Below are 18,869 nucleotides of genomic sequence, written 5' to 3'. Positions count from 1 at the left end.
TTTCAAACCAAATGAGGCTGGAATATAGTATCCCAACCTTAACTTATTCGTATTGATATAAATTTCCATAGTTATAGTATGCCACATCATTAAATTGTGATTTAATGACATGCTTCGTATCAAATATTACTTGATGACGCATTCCTGCGAAGTCTTTATCTGTTAACGTTTTAAACTCTGAATGATCACTTAATACAAGCACTAAATCGCTATCTTTCACAGCTACAGTTAAATCTTTCTCTACAAATGGTTTATCAACGTGTGGATCATATGCGACAACTTCCACTTGTTCTGCCTTTAACATTTCATAAATATCAAATGCTGGTGATTCACGAATATCATCAACGTCACCTTTATATGTTAAACCAAAGATCGTTACTTTTTGGCCATCGACCTTTTTAAGCATCGCTTTCACTGTGCTCACGACATAGTGAGGCATACCATTATTAATGCTGCGTGCCATCTGAATCATTTGTGAATTAATTGGATCTTTCGCAATGATGAAATACGGGTCAACTGCTAAACAATGCCCACCAACACCAGGACCTGGCGTATGTAAATTCACACGTGGATGTTTATTCGCCATCGCAATAACGTCTAATGCATTAATATCTAACGTGTTACAAATCTTAGCAAGCTCATTCGCTAATGCAATATTAACGTCACGGTACGTGTTCTCCATTAACTTACTCATTTCAGCTGTCTTCGCATCCGTTTCAATCATTTCACCTTGTACAAATAAACCGTAAATCTTCTTACCCGCTTCAATACATGCAGGCGTTACCCCACCGATAATACGGTTGTTATGAATTAATTCATGCATAATTTGACCTGGTAATACTCGTTCCGGACAGTGAACTAAATAAACATCTTCACCAATCACAAATCCTTTTGATTCGACTAACGGTTTAACGAAATCGTCCATCGTTCTTGGCGCGATTGTTGATTCAACGATAATCGTGTTGCCTTTTTCAACTAAAGGTAAGATGGATTCAACGGCGCTCATTACCATTGAAATATCACAAGACTTGAATTGATCTGCATTATTTGGTGTTGGTACTGCAATAATGAAACAATCCGCTTTCTCAGGCGTTGTCGTTGCTTTGAACTTCCCTTTCTTTAATACTGCTTCAAATGCTTCCTGTAAGCCAGGTTCTTCTATATGAATTTGACCGCTATTTAATAAGTCAACTGCTTTCTGATTAATGTCGACACCTACAACATTCGCATCATATTTACTAAACATAATTGATGTGGGTAGACCGATGTAACCTAAACCGATTGTTGTAATATTCAAAATCATTACCGTCCTTTTAATAGATGTTGTCAACAATGTTGTAATGCTTATTTGTATTAACATTTCTGTATATGTGTACTACATTTATATCTTTGAAATGATATATAAATTAATCAATTGATGCATTCATACGTACAACAATGCTGCTATTCATCAATCATAACCTATTAAAAGAAGGGTTAATATTGATTTACAAAGGTTTTACATATTCTTAATTAACCGTTTACAGTCGGTTAAAATGGTCATTAATTTATTAATATACTTTACATTAAATTTACATAATCGCGATGACTATCCTATAATAAGTTTATACGTAACAGAACATGTAGTACCATCAACACCCATAGCATCATCCTTTGTTATTACACGATCATTCACTATAATTAAGACTGAACTCTAATAGAAAGCACGTGATACGAATGCAACTTAAAAATATATTATTATTCAATGAGCCACTCCTTCAAGTAATACCAAGTGCAACAACGCTTGAACAATACATTCATACAATAGAAGAGAAACAGAAAGTGACACAAAAAGCGAAACAGAAAGAGAATCAGCAACAAGACTTCACTTCCGTACACACTGTATTAATACTGCCAGCGCAATATAACACAGTTCAAACACCATTCGAAACGTATTATTATCATCACTTTGCTGAAATGATTGATCTGTTGAATACCCTCATTACAGCAGATGATTATACGCATGTCTACTTTCCTAATGCATATCAACTGGATATGCCGTTTCATTGGCCTGTTCAATCAAGCAAAGCACTATCAAATGATTTATCTCAATATGTATTCTCTAAAGCACAAATTAAACAACACCGTTTCAATGCAAACAGTCTTTATTATTATCCGTTAGCGTTCATTTATGACATCTTGTATCCTGATATAACAGATACGGCACAGCATAATCTATACAACGATTTATTAAGTTCTCGTGATATTCCGACGTCTTATAAATGTAAGTATTTAAAGGCGTTATTACAATACGGTAGTCGTGTCATAAGCGAGCAAACGAATCAACAATGCAATCCAATCGAACTGTATATCGACCGCATATTAAAGATTCAGATGGATCCATCCAACGATGAATTATTGACGATCATTAACGTATGTAAAGAAGATTTAATAGCGTATTACCGAATAAAGCACTATCAACGTCGCTTCAACGCATTCATCCCGGCGATGTTACAACAATTGCCGGCCGTTGCGTTAATCAATGAAACCCGCACTGCATTACGTGCAGTTAAGCGCATCATAAAAGACCGTACGAAATTAGACTATACAACGTATGAAATGATCCAGCTACATTTACCAGTTCGAAATAATACATTTATCTTTGAATCTTTCAACGGACGTGGTTATTCGGATAACCCGAAATATATATATGAATATATGTATCAGCATTACCCGGACTATCAATATTACTGGGTTGTGAATGATTTAAACTCTGAAATACCCGGTCCTGCCATTAAAGTCGAGCGTCTTTCTAAAGCTTATTACGAGGCCTATGCAACGTGTGAATACTGGATTAGCAATACGAGATTACCGTCTAATTTGAAGAAAAGAGCAAATCAAACATACATTCAAACGTGGCACGGTACACCGTTAAAGAAACTTGTGCTTGATATGGAAAGTGTAAAGCTGCCGAATACGACAACTTTAGAATATAAACTGAAGTTTATGAAAGAAGCTGAACGATGGGATTATCTCATTTCACCGAATGACTATTCATCTGCAATATTTACACGTTGCTTTAACGTACCGACAGATAAAATATTAACGACCGGTTATCCGAGAAACGAAATGTTAGCGTTGCGTCAAGATGATCAGCATTATTGTACGTCCATCAGACATCGTGTCGGTATAGCAGATCATAAGAACGTCATTCTGTATGCGCCGACATGGCGAGATGCAGACTATAATGAAGATGGTGATTATGCGTTTAATTTGAAACTGGATATTGATGCATTTCTAAAACATACCGATGACGATACCGTATTGCTGCTCAGACTTCACTATTTAATCGCAGCACAACTGGATTTACCGGAACATCCACGCATTATAAACGTATCGGATTACGATGACATTGCGGACCTATATTTAATTAGCGATGTACTCATTACAGATTATTCAAGTGTGTTCTTCGATTACAGCATATTAAACCGACCGGTTATATTCTTTAGCTATGATTTAGAATTTTATAAAGATGAATTACGCGGTTTTTACATGGATTATTACACACAACTCCCAGGCCCGATCTGCACGACAAATGAAGAGCTTTTCCAGCAAATCAATACGGTGCTGAATAAAGATTATGATAATGCATTCAACCAAAAAGCCTTTTATACTGATATGAACCGCTTTGAAGATGGTCACGCCAGCAGTAGAATAATTGATGCAATATTGAAGCATAATAATCAGCATGAATAAGAGCTAAATGATTGAAAAAAAAGAAACGGAAATCAACGATCGACGTTGTTTCCGTTTCTTTTTATATTACATTTATCTTTTTTACTTATTATTTTCTGGCACTAACTTCACCGATTGAGGAATGTTTAAATTCTCTTTATAAAACTGCGTCATATACACGCTTTCAATTGGATCTGGCATTTGATGATATTCCGGATACGGTAACATCTTAATTGGTACAGATTTATTTGTTGCTTTCATATCTTTTAGTTCAGCATCACGGTGCATCTCTGTTATCTTATTTGCACTTAACGGTATTAAATATGCAATGATACCGAAGACGACTGTAAACGCTAAAATGTGATAATGATAGCGATACGTCCATGCTATTTGCGTATCGCTCATTAAATGATCAATGATGACGAGTATTATCATGATCATGAAGATTAAGCTCGCCAAAGCACAGCGGCCTCCGTACGGTGTAATGACAAAGAACGGTCCGGTTAATAACGCAAAGCCAATCAAATAAAACAATACCGTTCTAAATACGACTGCCTGCTTACGATAAAGTATGACGACCGTAAACATATAAATAAATGAACTTAACAATAATAGTGCTGATATTGAATGTAGTGTTGTCATTTCACTTGTATTGAATAACACTTTAACTAACTCGAGATTCGTGATGATATTTAAAGTAAACAAATATATCCCTGCCATAATGATGTATCGGTTTACGTTGTAACGGCGTAATAAAAGGATAAACACGACGAAAAGTATCGTTAGTAACGGTATATTATACACGCCAAATAGCGCATTCATTTGTTCAACAAAGATTTGAATCGCACGAACGATAAACGGACGATCATCTTTAATCGTTCGATACGTATCTTCACCAACAAATATCGATACATACGCTTTGTTCGTAAACATCACGATAAACCCTATTACATGCCCTACGAGTAACGCAAGTAATGCTTTATTAATACGTTTATGGTGATAATAGTATAATCCATTAAAATACAATGACATAATCAGTAAATAAAGCGATACATGTTCTACAAATAACATCGCGATGAAAGCGAAACTAACGTATGCCAATAATTTGCGGTAATTAGTGCGTTCTGTCACCGTCTGATACAGATTTAACGTAATTAACACTAACAGAATTGATATATTATAATTCACATATCCTGCAACCCATCCGTACGTCTGCGCAAACACCGGTAAAGGTAATAAACAGACCAGTATAAATGATATTAATGGATGGAGTTTAAAATGCATTAATTTATTCATATAAACAACCGTTAAAAACGACACAACCGTCATGAATAGTACTTTTAACAATGAAGCACGTACGAGTACTATTTCTAATATATTACTAATATATCGACCATTATAGTTATCAAACCACGATTGCAATCGCTCAATCCCTCGTGCAGACTTCCACGTCCAGTCATCTCCGGTTAACGGTATACACATACTCATTATTAAATAGAACAAAAAAATAAATGCAAATGCATTTACTTTTTTGTTAGTCAATTGCTTTAAATTCATAGCTTCTCCTTAAAGATAATATTTTCAACAATACTTTTCGCTGCAGTACCCGCTTCAAACTCACAATACTTCTGATAAAATGCATCATACTTATCTTTAAATTGCGTCGTTACTTGTTGGATATTGTGAATACTATCATATAATGAGGCACTATCTTTTAGCAATGGCCCCGGCGCTTCCTGCTCTAAATCCATATAAAATCCTCTTAAATTATCACGGTAATTCTCTAAATCATACGTGTAGAATAGCAGTGGCTTCTTCGTATTCGCATAATCAAACATAACCGATGAATAATCCGTAATACAAATATCACTGATCGCATACAATTCGTTAATATCTTTATAACTTGATACATTATAAACGAAATCATTATATTGCTCTGGAATCGATAACTTCTTACCGACTAACATATGTGTCTTAATTAACAGAATATACTCTTCTGCAAGCGGTCGTAATACCTCTAGATCAAATGGTAGTTCGACAACATCCTGTTTTAACTCGTCATCTCTAAATGTCGGAGCGTATAAAATGACTTTTCTATGATCTTCGATGCCTGCTTTTTTCTTAATGACATTTTGATAATCGATGAACGCTTCATCATTCAGCTGATATGCCCAGTCATTACGCGGATAACCTACTTCTAACATCGTCTTGTTAAAGTGGAATGCGCTTTTGAAACATGCACTTGCGTAACGGCTTGGTGACACTAAATAATCCCACTTTTGCGTTGCGGTATTAACACGCATCTTATACCCTTCGTCGCGCCCTTCAAATACAGCGACATCATTCAGCATTTTCTTTAACGGTGTCCCATGCCATGTCTGAATATATTCACAGTTTATATGCTTTTGAATATAATACGGGAAATTCTGATTGTTGACCCAGAAACGCGCAATTGAAATATAGTAGAAATATTCGAATGATAAACGTTTCACTGTAATCACACGTTCATCATCGAATGGATACACATTATTCGTCACCCACACAATCTTGAAATCGTGCGGATATGCTTTCAATGCGTCATAAATGACTTTCGGGCTGTCCGATACCCCTTTACCGACATTGCTTTCAAAGAATATCAGTTTCGAATCACCTGGATGAAACATCGCAAGAAATTTGTTCATTGCTTTCATCGTACTGTAGTACGCTTTTTTATTTTTACGATAACGTTTATAGAAATGCTGTACGAGTATATCGTTTTTAATATCACGTTTTACTTTTTCTTTAAATGGCACTGCTTCGTGAACAACCGCTTTAAATAGGCGTTCTGAATTGTGCTGGTCACGATGATTAATGAATTTATCAATTTTTCCTTTTAATTGCTGATTAATCTGGAAGTTCAGCGCGATAAAGTTGTTTAGTAATGTGATGACTTCGTCTTCATCGTTTGCAATCTTACCCGGTAATTCATTCTCAATATCTAAATGAGACGGTAATTTACCTAAGAAACGTTGTTTGTCATACTGATAATAAATAACAGGTTTGTACAGGAAACTAAAGTCAAACGCGACACTTGAATAATCAGTAATCATTAAGCTACTTTCTTTAATTAACTGCTGTACATCAACATCACCTTGACGAATAACGGTAATATATTCTGGTATGTCGATTAAATCTGTAAACTGCTGCATATTCGGATGCAGGCAGAAGATGATAGCATAACCTTTATTTTGAATGACTTTCAGCTGGTCATGATTTAATAAACTTTCATTACGCCATTTATATTCTGAGTCGATAAATGCCGCTTCATTCGTCAACCAGTCGCGCCATGTCGGAATGATTAATATTTGCTTCTTCGGTTGCGTTTCCATAAATAAATGATCAAATCGTGATAAACCAGAAACGATCACTTGTTCGTCATCAAACTTTAAATCACGTACAACAATTTGTTTCTCACGGTCTGAAGATACGACAAATTTATCGACATTAAAGTCATTCAGCTGATTGCCGTTGATTTGTGTTAAATTCTTCGTACCGAGTACGCCGTGTTGTAAGAAGATACGTTCTGCCTTTACTGAGCTCACATATGCTTTATTACTTAACGGGAATATCAATTCCGGATGATGTGTCGTAAAGAGTTTATCCGCGCGATGCATAATGTCGAAATGTTCTTCCGACCTGAAGTCAATCACATTTCCGAATGGCTTTACGTTATTGTATTCCGGTGAATTGAAATCGATAATATAATACGCATCAATTTCCGGATGATGTTCTCTTAAATATTTAAAGAAGAAATAACCATTATCCTGCGCTTTATAATGACGTTCTCCAATCACCCAGACAGGCTTGTCATTGTTCGGTTTATCGGCAAGTAAGACGCGTTGATACGCTATACTGCTTGCTTCACTCAGCTGCACGACTTTAAAGCTTAAGTTTCTCCCTTTTAAAGTAAAGTACGGCTCGAGAATAAACGCATTGCCGTTGACATTAACGGTTAAAGTACCTGACATAAAGCGTTCAGCTAATATTCTCGGATTACCGATCTTCACTTTTATCGGTTCTGCAAATGTGTTTAAATGCAGTTCAATATACAAATCGATAATGTCGTTATCCGGGAGTGCATGCGTTAACAACTGCGCAAAGGCATGCGTGTCGTTTACATCAAAGTAATGGGCAGTATAGACATCGTTTGCTCTTCGTTCCGTCTTGAAGATATTTAATTGCGTGCGCACAGCGATGCCCGTATGTCTTGATTCTGTGACTAAATTAGCACGTTCAACTTTACTGTTGATGACTGAGAACTTACCGGCTATAGATAATTCACTTTGCGAAAATTTAATTTTGTCGATTTGTTTGTAGTTGAAATACGTATTTAATTTGAACGTACTTAATAATGACACTGCAAATGAGCCTTTCTTATTGAAGTACGGTGTGATGCGAATGTCGTTATGGTAGACGCTGTGAAATGGTTGGACGCTAATATCGAAAGTCTTTAAATTGATGCGATTTTTGATGCGTAAATCGATATCGTCGGCTATTGGATTATCTATTTTGATGTCATCTGCACTATTTTCTTCTGCATTGTCATCATCGGCCTGGATCATTTCTTTCAGTTCATCTTTTACCAATATAATATCGATACGTTTCGCTAAAGCAAAATGTGTATCGACTAAATCATTTAAGTTTATCGTCACTGTTTGATTCGTAATCGGCAGCTCAATTAACGTCGTATTGTATTTAAGCTGGATCCATTGATAAGAAGTATCGATGTTTGATAGTATTATTCGTTCATCGATTTGTTGTATTTTAATTTGATACATGTTTTCACCTAATTCCTTAATTCATTCCCTATAAAAGTTTACAAAATCTCAATATTATATTAACATAAACTTTACAATTACACACATCTTACTGGAGGACTTTATTAATGAGACGCGTTATTACTTACGGAACATACGATTTATTACATTACGGACATATTGAATTATTGCGTCGTGCACGTGAAATGGGAGACTATTTAATCGTAGCATTATCTACGGATGAATTTAATAAATTAAAGCACAAGAAATCTTATTACGATTATGAACAACGCAAAATGATGCTAGAATCGATTCGTTACGTAGATTTAGTTATTCCTGAGAACGACTGGGAACAAAAGACGAAAGACGTTGAAAAATTTGAAGTGGATACATTTGTAATGGGACATGACTGGGAAGGCGAATTTGACTTCTTAAAAGAACAGTGTGAAGTCATTTACATTAAACGTACAGAAGGTATTTCAACGACTCAAATTAAAAAAGAATTATATGGTAATGATACGAAATAATATGATGCCATTTTTTTCTGGATGCTTAACCGAACAGACCATCGGATAAATGATGATGATTTGTTCGTTTTTTTGTATATTGCATACTATATACTGTATACTGTATACAATATACATTATGCACTATACATCATCCAATATATAATATGCAGTATAACTTTTGATTTCATAACAATAATAAAAAGGCAGGTGAAGCCATTGATAACACAACTTACGGTTTCAGCAAAGTACTTTCATGAAGATTTAATACAGCAGCTATCACACATCTCAACAAGTCATTTCATCATTACGAATGATTGCGTGCTTCACGATGCGCAATTAGCAGCAGTTCAACTTCGTGACGGGCATATATTCACGGATTATGAAATAAATGATTGCTATATTAATATGTACACGATATTTGGACAGACAATGACACAATCCATCAACATTATTCAACCGTATGTATACCCTGCAATGATATATGATCGTGTGCAAGCTTTAACTTTATTATCACAATGTAAAGTAAACAGTAGTCTTGATTTATGTGTTGCGATATTGCTGACGACAAATGATATACAAATCGATGGCCATGTTGTCTTTAATTTTAGCGCACGTAATATGTCACCACGATTATTATTACAACCCTATATTCAGCACAATATGAATGATGACGCACGTTCAAGTTACAGCATACAGCAATTGATTCAGTATCACGGATTAGCACAGGATCGACGATACAAAGTCGCACCACAATTTAAGCAGTCAGCATATACGCTACGCATTGATCAAATCAATCAATCGCTAAACTATCGTTTACCCCATCGCCTCTACCGTCAATTGTATGATTATTTATATAAGCGTAAGATTCAGCCGTATCATCATTTAATTCATGCACAAAGCGATTTAAATCAAACAGAAGGCTATATCGTCTTTATCGGCTTTGATTACGACTATCGCGGAAATAGTAAAGCACTATTTGAAGCATTACTGGACGCGATGCCTGAAACAGAAATATATTTTATTACAGATGAAACGATTCCGGCAGATAAATTAAAGCAACGGGTTAAAGTTGTCTCGCCACATGCAAACGATGCGCGTTCTATCATCAAACATGCCCGTATCGTGGTTTGTGAATCTTATCCGGATGATGATTTAGTCATGAACGGACATGTCATCAACTTATGGCACGGCACACCGATTAAACAATTGTTCTTAGATAGCCTGGAACCACAACAAAATGCATCTATATTTCTATATCGATTAAGAAAATATAATAAATTAAAGCGAATTGATACATTTATTACAGATACTGAAGCGGTGAATCATTTATTCAAGTCTTCATTTAATGTACATAATGTATTAGCAACAGGCTACCCTAGATTACAATATGCGCTGTCACTGGATAAAGATGTGATACGACAGCAATTAAGCGAACAATTGAATATCGATATAAATAAACAGTGGATCGCCTATATTCCAACGTGGAAAGATTATCAATATGAACCGATTGATTTCAGTCAACTTAATGAAGATCGTGTCATATTATATAAAGGGCATCCTGAAGAACGACAAAATCAAGGCGGGCTTACGGCTGTTAATGTCGAAACAGAACAACTCCTTGCTGCGAGTGACGCAATTGTGAGTGATTACTCCTCTGTAATCTTTGATAGTATAGCGCTTAACAAGCCAAGCTATTTAATCATGGATGATCTGGCAGAATATATGCATACGCGAGGTGTCTATCAGGATGTCATGACAACGCTCGAACCGATAACATATACGCGTCGGGATGCATTAATTGAAGATTTACGCAATGGTGTACATCATCAAGTGAAAGATCAGTCATATGTTGCACAAACGATTGCAGGCAATACACGATTAATTGCGTTGATTCAATCGTTGATGTGACCATGTTCGTTCCTACTAAGGCTCTTGCTCAGAATCACATTACACGAAAGCACCTGAAATCATGCATCGATTTCAGGTGCTTATTCATTGTTATCTTAATTGTTTCAGCTGATCTTTCACTTTTGTCTTCAATTTAAACTTTGTGTATTCATAATTTGACCACTGAATATGATGAACCGCCATCCACTCATTCAACTCCTCATTCATATGCCCATAATATTTGAAATGATAAAGCATATGCATTAACGTTGACGCTCGATATTCCGTCGTCACCATTTGCGTCATATATTCAAAGAGTTGTGCTTTCTCTTCCTGCATCAATGGTGTCGCCATCAACTTGCGTTTAACGTAATACATAATGATGAGTTCGTCCATACGATAACTATAATACTGAATAATGCGTTGCTTAGACCCTTCTGAAAGATTAGATGCTTTTATAATCGCTAATACACGCTGTCTTACTTTCATCCCATCTGACATGTATTTCGTAAATTGCTGTGTATTCGTTGTAATGGATTGTCCCGCTTCAATCGTATATAAATAGACTGGCGTATCAAACACATACACCGCTTTCATCATCACTTGTGTATTCAATGTATGTTCTTCACAAAAAATAATATCTTCATCAAACAGCCCAATATCACATTTACGATACACTTTCGCGCCGGGTCCAATTGATTGCAATAATTCTGGTTGCTCACTTAACGTCGTCTTTCCAGCTTGCAGTTGCTGTGTTACTATACGTATCGCTTTCCCATCTTTATAATGCATCATTTGCCCGATATAAACACTACACTCCGGGTGTCCTTCAATTGCTTCGAAATAACATTGCAGTGCGGTATCTGTCAGTTGATCATCACTATCCAGAAACATCACATACGGATATTGAGCATGTCGTAGACCGTTATTTCTTGCGCTGGCCGCACCTTGATTGTCCTGCTGAATCACCGTTAACGTATAATGACGCGGCATCTCTTGTTCAAATGCGTGAATCACTTCAATACTGTTGTCCGTCGATCCATCATCGACACATAATATTTCAATTGGCTTTGTACTGTTTATCGATTGTAATGCGTGCTGAATCGTTTGTGATGCGTTATAGACTGGTATAATTACGGTAATCAATGGATCACTTCCATTATATATGCCATAATCGCTTGTGTCGCATGATCGGTCTGATAATTCACCCAGCCTTGAATGTCATATTCAATATCATGCTGCATTAACTGCTGCAATTGTGCTACAGTTTGTGCTTTCTTGTGTGTCAGATTATAGTAATATTTGCTTAATCCTCTTTCCTGATTATACTGTGCTTCATCGGGTGCATAACAGTACACACGATTTCCTTTATATATTGCTTCGACTAAGAGCGAACTATAATCCGTAATAACAACATCTGCATGTTCTATTAAGTTTTCAGTTGGAATTTCCTTTGCTATTATATCGGTTTGATAATTACGGTCACTTGGATGTGCTTTTATAATTAAGTTGGGCAGCGCGTCATGTGTCAGTCTTAACTTGTCGTCTAGATGATATTCTCGGTATGTCGGGACAAATAGTGTATACGGTGCTGTTATATTGGGTAATGTGCTTCGTATGTCATTTACAGCTGTACAACGCTTTTCCAGTCGTGGTAAACCCGTCTTCAAAAAGTATTTATCATGTGCATTGAATGACTGTTTAAATATATCAATCATGTAATCCCCTGCAACGACATATGTATCCGTATAATCATATACAGACTGATATTGCTGTATTAATGGTTTATTATTTAAATCAACATGTTTATCCTGCAAACCAAATTGTTTCATTGCGCTCGTTGCATGCCAAAGTTGAATAACCGTTTGTGACGCTGACCGTTTCATACTCCCGAGCATTAAATAATACGTGTCGATAACAATTACTTTACTCGTTAATATAGCGCGCATTTGCTGAATAATTAAACGATTGCTTAACGCTATCTTCTTTGATGCCTTAAACAACTCATAATACTTGCCGTCTGGATTGAGTACCGCATGCGCATATTTCGGATGGTATAATAATGTTACGGTATAGCCTTCTTTAATACTTGCATTAGCGAGCGGGATGACATCTTCTTCAAACGTCATCAATATCGTCATATGACGCGCTTTCGGTTTCACTTTGCAAAATAAATTAATAAACTTTATGATAAATAAATAACTGAATTTAATTAACTTTCTCATATCAAAACCCTTTCGTTAGGAGCGAACTATGAAATCATTCACATTCTTATTACATAATTTATATCATATCGGTGGCACAACACGTGCTGTGACAACACTTGCTAACACTTTAAGTGAACGTGGTCATGATGTTACGATCTTAACCGTATTTAAGCTTGGCACAACACCTGCATATCCAGTCAATGAAACGATAAATATTCAATCAATCATCGATTATAGCGATAAACGTAATTTTGTGCCATTAGTATACAACCGTATACGCAAATATACACCATTGTGTAAACCGCGCATCATTATGGCTGAAGAACCCGGTATTCAGCAATTCTCAAGCTATATTGAACATAAACTGATTCAAGCCATTCAGCAAGTGAATACGGACTATCTTGTTTCAACACGCGCATCGTATAACGTCTTAGCGTCAGAATACGCTAACGTCGAGACGATTGCAATGGAACATATGCATTTCAATGCGTATAGCGAATCGGTCAAGCAGCAATTATTAAAGGCATATGCTCATGTAGATTATGTAACGACATTAACACCACAAGATCAGACGCAATACAAACAATACTTACCCGAAGATAAAGTCCTATTGCTGCCGAATATTATTCCGTTTGATGCACACCAAGCTACACAACGAAAGCAACATAAAACGAATCGCATCACCGCACTCGGCCGCTTTGAACACGAGAAAGGATTCGATTTATTGATTGCTGCAGTAAGTCATATCCAACACAAACTACGCGATCAGCAATATACAGTTCATATATACGGTAGTGGCAGTGAAAAATCAAATTTACAACAACAAATTACTAATCAGCAACTGAGCGATATGATTACATTACATGATGCGATTAACGATACTGAATCGGTGTTAAACCCGTCACGTATTACCGTTATCCCTTCGCGTAGTGAAGGCTTCGGTATGGTCATTCTTGAAGCGATGGCAGCAAATAATGCTGTCGTAAGCTTCGATGCTCCAATCGGTCCGGCAACCTTATTAACTCATGGACAGAATGCGCTTGTTGCATCATGCTTTGATACAGAATCTCTTGCCAATCATATTATCACCGCAATTGAAGATGCGTCGTTACGTGAACAGCTTATCGCGCATGGCCATGAAACACTGAAACAATACCAACCCGATGCAGTATACAACAAGTTAGCTAAACAATTGCCTTTAACATAAACGAAACCCGAACCGCGTGTTACACGCACAGTTCGGGTTTTCTGATTGATATATTACATAAAGTCACTGAATCGATTTCTAAAATGCATATGCAATATTGAACCGAGCGAGAATAAAATAACGACGATTAACACGTTGTATAAAGTAAGTGCTGGATGTGCGATAAAGAACCATTCGTGATTTAATATCGCTGCACGATAACTTTCTGCAAAGAAATAAATCGGATTTGCCTTCACGACTGTCGCAACAAATTGCATCGTTTCATTATGACTTTCATGAATCGGCCATAATATCGATGATACGTAAAATATAATACGTAATATCGACTGCACCATCATTTGTGTATCTCGAATTAATACAGCTAACGTCGATGTAATAAGCGTTACAGATAACGCAAACAAAAAGACGAACGGTACAATTAGCAAGAGCTGTACAATATAAATCGTTGGGGTAATACCACTTAATGCACATAAAATAATAACAATCGTTAAGAGTAACAGATGACCATAAAACTTACTCATTAATATATAACTTGGAATTGTTGATAACGGGAAATTCATCTTGGCGACTTGATTAAACTTAATACCAATCGATTTCGTCCCTTCCAGTATCCCTTGATTAATGAAGAACCACATACATATACCGACGAGCATCCAGTAAATGAACGGAATACCATCCACTTCCCTACTGCCTCGAATACCGAGACCAAAAACAAAATAATACACACCAATTTGTATTAACGGGTTTATAATTTCCCATGCTAGCCCTAAATAATTATCATGGTTTGAAATTTTTAACTGGAATTGTGCTAATCGTTGAATCAAATAAAAGTTTTTTATTTGTTCTTTTATCACTGCAATTATTGCACCCATTATAATCCTACTTTCTTTTTTTACGCTTTATCTTTCAAATAGTCATGCGCATCTTTTAACGCATGTTTCTGTTTAACAACTTCAGATAAGAATAGCGGTATCATGACGGATCGTTTCAATCGTTTCCAGTCTGTGATAATTCGGTAAAACCATTCTAAATTCATCTTTCTGAAGATAACCGGTGCGCGTTTAACATTACCACTAAACACATCAAACGAACCCCCAACACCCATAAATATAGTATGTTTAAAATGGTGCTGATAATAATAAATGAAGCTTTCTTGTTTCGGATAGCCCATCGCGACAAATACAAAATCCGGTTCAAACTTTTTAATCTTTAATAACGTCTTATAATCATGAATATCTTTATACCCATGCTTTGATTTAAATATAATATTTGGGTACTGTACTCGTAAATTTTTCTTACACTGTTTAACTGTTTCCTTTGAAGCCCCTAATAAAAATACTTTTTTATGATGTAAATTCGCAACTTTCAACATCTCTTCCATCAATTCTATACCAGGAATGCGTTCTGTTAAAGGTTGATTTAAATATTTTGCAGCTTTAATTATTCCGATGCCGTCCGGAATAATATAATCCGCATGCATAATACGATATAAATATTTTTCGTGCGTTTTCGCATAATATACAATTTCAGGATTTGCTGTTACAATGAATAAATTATTATCGCCCGGTTGTTGAACGAATGTATTTATTTTTTGTATCATATCAGATTTCGTGACATTATCAAACGGTACATCTAATATAGTAATCGTATCCTTATTAAAACGTTGATGTCTTTCTATAGGTAGCTGCTCGGAAATAAGTGAAATGTGTTCATCGTTCATATCACCATACTCCTGACATTTTATTAGTAATCTATAATTTACATTACTTTAATATTATTTACAATGTTTTTACATAGACGAAATAAAGAATTTACAATAGAATATAAAAGATTTAAAAATATAGATTGAAAAGATGCACAAGTCAACATCAACATAAAACGCAAACATCATAACACAATTAATAATAATAATAATAATAAAAGTAATAGAAATAGTATTAGAAATAGAAACTACAGTATAAAAGGATGAATAAATCATGCAACATTCTGTTGAATTTAAAAACGTATCAAAAGTATATAAAATATTTAGAAGCAATAAAGAACGTCTGATTGATATTATTAAACCTGCACAAACGAAGAAATTCTACGCATTAAAGGACATTTCTTTTACAGCGGATCAAGGAGATATTATCGGCCTTGTCGGCATTAACGGTTCAGGCAAATCGACATTGAGTAATATTCTGGGCGGTAGTGTGCCGGAAACGACAGGTACGGTCAGTAAAAACGGCGAAGTAAATGTTATTGCCATTAATTCAGGATTAAATTTACAATTATCCGGATTAGATAATATTGAATTTAAACTTTTATTAATGGGCTTTAACAAAAAACAAATTAAAGCATTAACACCAAAAATCATCGAATTCTCAGAGCTCGGCGAATTTATTTATCAGCCCGTAAAAAAATATTCTAGCGGTATGAAATCTAAACTCGGTTTCGCAATAAGTGTGACTGTTGACCCTGATATACTTGTCATCGATGAGGCATTATCTGTTGGAGATCAGACGTTTACACAAAAGAGTTTAAATAAAATGCAGGAATTTAAAGCAGCTGGTAAGACCATTTTCTTTGTCAGCCACAATTTAAAACAAGTGAAACAATTCTGTACGAAGATTATCTGGATTGAAGGAGGTCAATTAAAAGCATACGGCCCTACTGAAGAAGTGTTAACCCAGTACGAGAGCTTCTTACGCGACTATAAGAAGTTAACGAATAAAGAACAGAAAGCATTCAGAAAGAAACTCGACGAAAAACGATTTTTTATGTAGACACATAATAAATGGTGTTAATTCGCACTAAATTTAGTATGATTAAAGTGTAGTTTTATATTATAAAGAAGGTGACCGTTATTAATAAAGTATTTAAGTATTTCTTAATCGCTCTTAGTTTGAGTTTACTCGTATTTCCGGCAGTATTTGCAAGTGGTTTATATTCAAAAACAAAAAATGCAATCGATGCCTCGTTTTCAAAAGACATTGAGAAATCAGCATTACGTGACAAAGCAGTCGATCCTTCGATGGATCATATATCGATATTATTTTTAGGGATTGATGATAGTTTATCAAGACGTAAAAATGGTCAAAAAGAAACCGAAGCGCGAACAGACGCAATGATCTTAGCGACATTTGATCGTAGTCATAAACAAATCAGACTTGTCAGTATCCCACGTGATACGCTCGCGTATATTCCGTCAGTGAAGCAATATGATAAGATTACCCATGCGCATGCAGAAGGCGGTCCTGAAAGTTCAATGAAAGCCGTTGAAAATATCTTTAATGTACCGGTTGACTATTATGCTCGTGTGAATATGCAGGCGTTTGTTGATATCGTTGATGAATTAGGTGGTATTGACTTTAATGTACCATTTGATATTGATGAACCGACGAAGCTTGATAAAGGCCGTATTAAAGTAAAAAAAGGAAAACAACATATTAATGGCGATCAAGCCCTAGCGTTAGTTCGAAGCCGACATGTCGATACAGACTTAGGACGTGGTAAACGACAAATGCAAATGATTGAAGCTATCGTTAAGAAAGCGAAAGATACGAATTCCATTTCTAAATTAGATGACTTAGTTGAAATCGTTGGAAACAACGCGAAACATAACTTAACGTTTGACAACATTACATCACTTGCATCTTACTACACTTCAAATGATGTTGAATTTAAGCAGACACAGTTAAAAGGTACAGATTTCATGTATAACGGCATTTATTATTATAATCCGGTATTTGACCATATTTATGAAATATCGAAGCTGTTAAGAAAAGATTTACAGTTACCTGAAGGTAAAAAGGAAGACCTTCTCGACTACAAAATCATTCAGTTAAAAGGTGACCTTATCCCACTTGAAAAAATTGATTTAGATGAAATCGATAAAGCATATCAACAAAAATTAATAGAAGAAAAAGACAAGCCGAAAACAAATGAAGACGGAACGACAGTAGAAGCTGCGACGAGTGAAGCAACGAATGAAACGACAAATAGCACATCGACTGAACAAAGTACTGACAATACAACAACTGAAACTTCAACTTCGGAATTTTAATTAGGAGTGAATCCAATTGGTAACACGAAAAACGTATGAAAAGTATGAACATATTAATCGGATGTTTGATAAAATGCAGGAGATGGTTCAATCATCACGAGATGTTGCGCATATGCGTAATGCATTTTTCTACGTTAATGAATATCATCAGCAGAACTATGAAGCGCTGCGCATTTACTATTCAGAAGCCGATCAGAACCCATTGATCGACGGCGCATGTTATGTATTAGCATTACCTGAAATATTTAATCAATTGAATATATTTGATTATGCCGTGCCGTTAGACTTTGTATTTACTGAGGAAGGCTTAAGCCCGACATTTACAAACTTAGACGTGCAATTGCAATATTTAGTTGCAGCCGTATTAGAAGTGTCTGAAATACAAATTTATACGCCGTCAGGATATTCAATGGGCATGCAGCATTGGAATATGACATTAATGCAAGTGTTCTGGCAATATACAGCGATTATAAAGATGCAATAATCATAAGTAAACATAAGCAA

Annotated in this window: 14 protein-coding genes; 7 read left to right on the top strand and 7 right to left on the bottom strand. The window is 35.6% G+C overall.

Translation table 11 applies throughout. From position 1 onward, the window contains the following. Positions 1–43: 43 nt before the first annotated feature. Complete coding sequence (locus OCL94_RS07260; RefSeq protein WP_411268491.1) at positions 44–1,303, bottom strand: nucleotide sugar dehydrogenase; 1,260 nt, start codon at positions 1,301–1,303, stop codon at positions 44–46. A 413-nt stretch (positions 1,304–1,716) separates the two neighbouring features. Between OCL94_RS07260 and OCL94_RS07255 the strand changes: the two genes are divergently transcribed. Beyond that, a complete protein-coding gene (locus tag OCL94_RS07255; protein WP_262996021.1) occupies positions 1,717–3,735 on the top strand; it encodes a CDP-glycerol glycerophosphotransferase family protein in 2,019 nt (672 codons plus the stop codon). Positions 3,736–3,816: 81 nt separating this feature from the next. On the opposite strand, the gene OCL94_RS07250 is transcribed toward OCL94_RS07255, so the two are convergent. Next, on the bottom strand, positions 3,817–5,271 hold the full coding sequence (locus OCL94_RS07250; protein WP_262996019.1) for a DUF6056 family protein: 1,455 nt from the start codon (positions 5,269–5,271) through the stop codon (positions 3,817–3,819). Beyond that, positions 5,268–8,531, bottom strand: coding sequence for a CDP-glycerol glycerophosphotransferase family protein (locus tag OCL94_RS07245; protein ID WP_262996017.1), 3,264 nt, complete (start codon positions 8,529–8,531; stop codon positions 5,268–5,270). Before OCL94_RS07245 ends, OCL94_RS07250 begins: the two co-directional genes overlap by 4 nt. Before the next feature lie 107 nt (positions 8,532–8,638). Here OCL94_RS07245 and tagD point away from each other — a divergent pair, with 107 nt between their 5' ends. Next, positions 8,639–9,037, top strand: coding sequence for a glycerol-3-phosphate cytidylyltransferase (tagD, locus tag OCL94_RS07240; protein WP_262996015.1), 399 nt, complete (start codon positions 8,639–8,641; stop codon positions 9,035–9,037). Between the two features lie 198 nt (positions 9,038–9,235). Beyond that, on the top strand, positions 9,236–10,927 hold the full coding sequence (locus OCL94_RS07235) for a CDP-glycerol glycerophosphotransferase family protein (protein WP_262996013.1): 1,692 nt from the start codon (positions 9,236–9,238) through the stop codon (positions 10,925–10,927). Between the two features lie 90 nt (positions 10,928–11,017). On the opposite strand, the gene OCL94_RS07230 is transcribed toward OCL94_RS07235, so the two are convergent. Together OCL94_RS07230 and OCL94_RS07225 are read right to left on the bottom strand one after the other, a co-directional pair. After that, positions 11,018–12,052: a glycosyltransferase family 2 protein gene (locus tag OCL94_RS07230; protein WP_262996011.1), complete on the bottom strand. Its 1,035-nt coding sequence runs from the start codon at positions 12,050–12,052 to the stop codon at positions 11,018–11,020. Beyond that, positions 12,049–13,131, bottom strand: coding sequence for a CDP-glycerol glycerophosphotransferase family protein (locus OCL94_RS07225; RefSeq protein WP_262996009.1), 1,083 nt, complete (start codon positions 13,129–13,131; stop codon positions 12,049–12,051). Before OCL94_RS07225 ends, OCL94_RS07230 begins: the two co-directional genes overlap by 4 nt. Before the next feature lie 28 nt (positions 13,132–13,159). Between OCL94_RS07225 and OCL94_RS07220 the strand changes: the two genes are divergently transcribed. Continuing rightward, a complete protein-coding gene (locus tag OCL94_RS07220; protein WP_262996007.1) occupies positions 13,160–14,320 on the top strand; it encodes a glycosyltransferase in 1,161 nt (386 codons plus the stop codon). A 53-nt stretch (positions 14,321–14,373) separates the two neighbouring features. On the opposite strand, the gene OCL94_RS07215 is transcribed toward OCL94_RS07220, so the two are convergent. Continuing rightward, on the bottom strand, positions 14,374–15,192 hold the full coding sequence (locus tag OCL94_RS07215; protein ID WP_262996005.1) for an ABC transporter permease: 819 nt from the start codon (positions 15,190–15,192) through the stop codon (positions 14,374–14,376). Positions 15,193–15,212: 20 nt separating this feature from the next. Continuing rightward, positions 15,213–16,040 carry a WecB/TagA/CpsF family glycosyltransferase gene (locus OCL94_RS07210; protein WP_411268490.1) on the bottom strand — a complete coding sequence of 276 codons (828 nt, stop codon included), beginning with the start codon at positions 16,038–16,040 and terminating at the stop codon, positions 15,213–15,215. A 256-nt stretch (positions 16,041–16,296) separates the two neighbouring features. Between OCL94_RS07210 and tagH the strand changes: the two genes are divergently transcribed. The 3 genes from tagH (at position 16,297) to OCL94_RS07195 (ending at position 18,849) form a co-directional block, all read left to right on the top strand. Beyond that, positions 16,297–17,085 (top strand): teichoic acids export ABC transporter ATP-binding subunit TagH, encoded by a 789-nt coding sequence (gene tagH, locus OCL94_RS07205; protein ID WP_262996003.1) that lies wholly within the window; start codon positions 16,297–16,299, stop codon positions 17,083–17,085. Positions 17,086–17,156: 71 nt separating this feature from the next. After that, positions 17,157–18,365, top strand: coding sequence for an LCP family protein (locus OCL94_RS07200; RefSeq protein WP_262996001.1), 1,209 nt, complete (start codon positions 17,157–17,159; stop codon positions 18,363–18,365). Between the two features lie 16 nt (positions 18,366–18,381). Then, positions 18,382–18,849 carry a DUF2538 family protein gene (locus OCL94_RS07195; protein WP_262995999.1) on the top strand — a complete coding sequence of 156 codons (468 nt, stop codon included), beginning with the start codon at positions 18,382–18,384 and terminating at the stop codon, positions 18,847–18,849. Positions 18,850–18,869 lie beyond the last annotated feature (20 nt).

This window comes from Macrococcus capreoli (assembly GCF_025628935.1).
GTDB lineage: Bacteria > Bacillota > Bacilli > Staphylococcales > Staphylococcaceae > Macrococcoides > Macrococcoides capreoli.
Note: the sequence above shows the minus strand (reverse complement) of the source record. Positions and strands in the feature narration are given on the sequence as shown.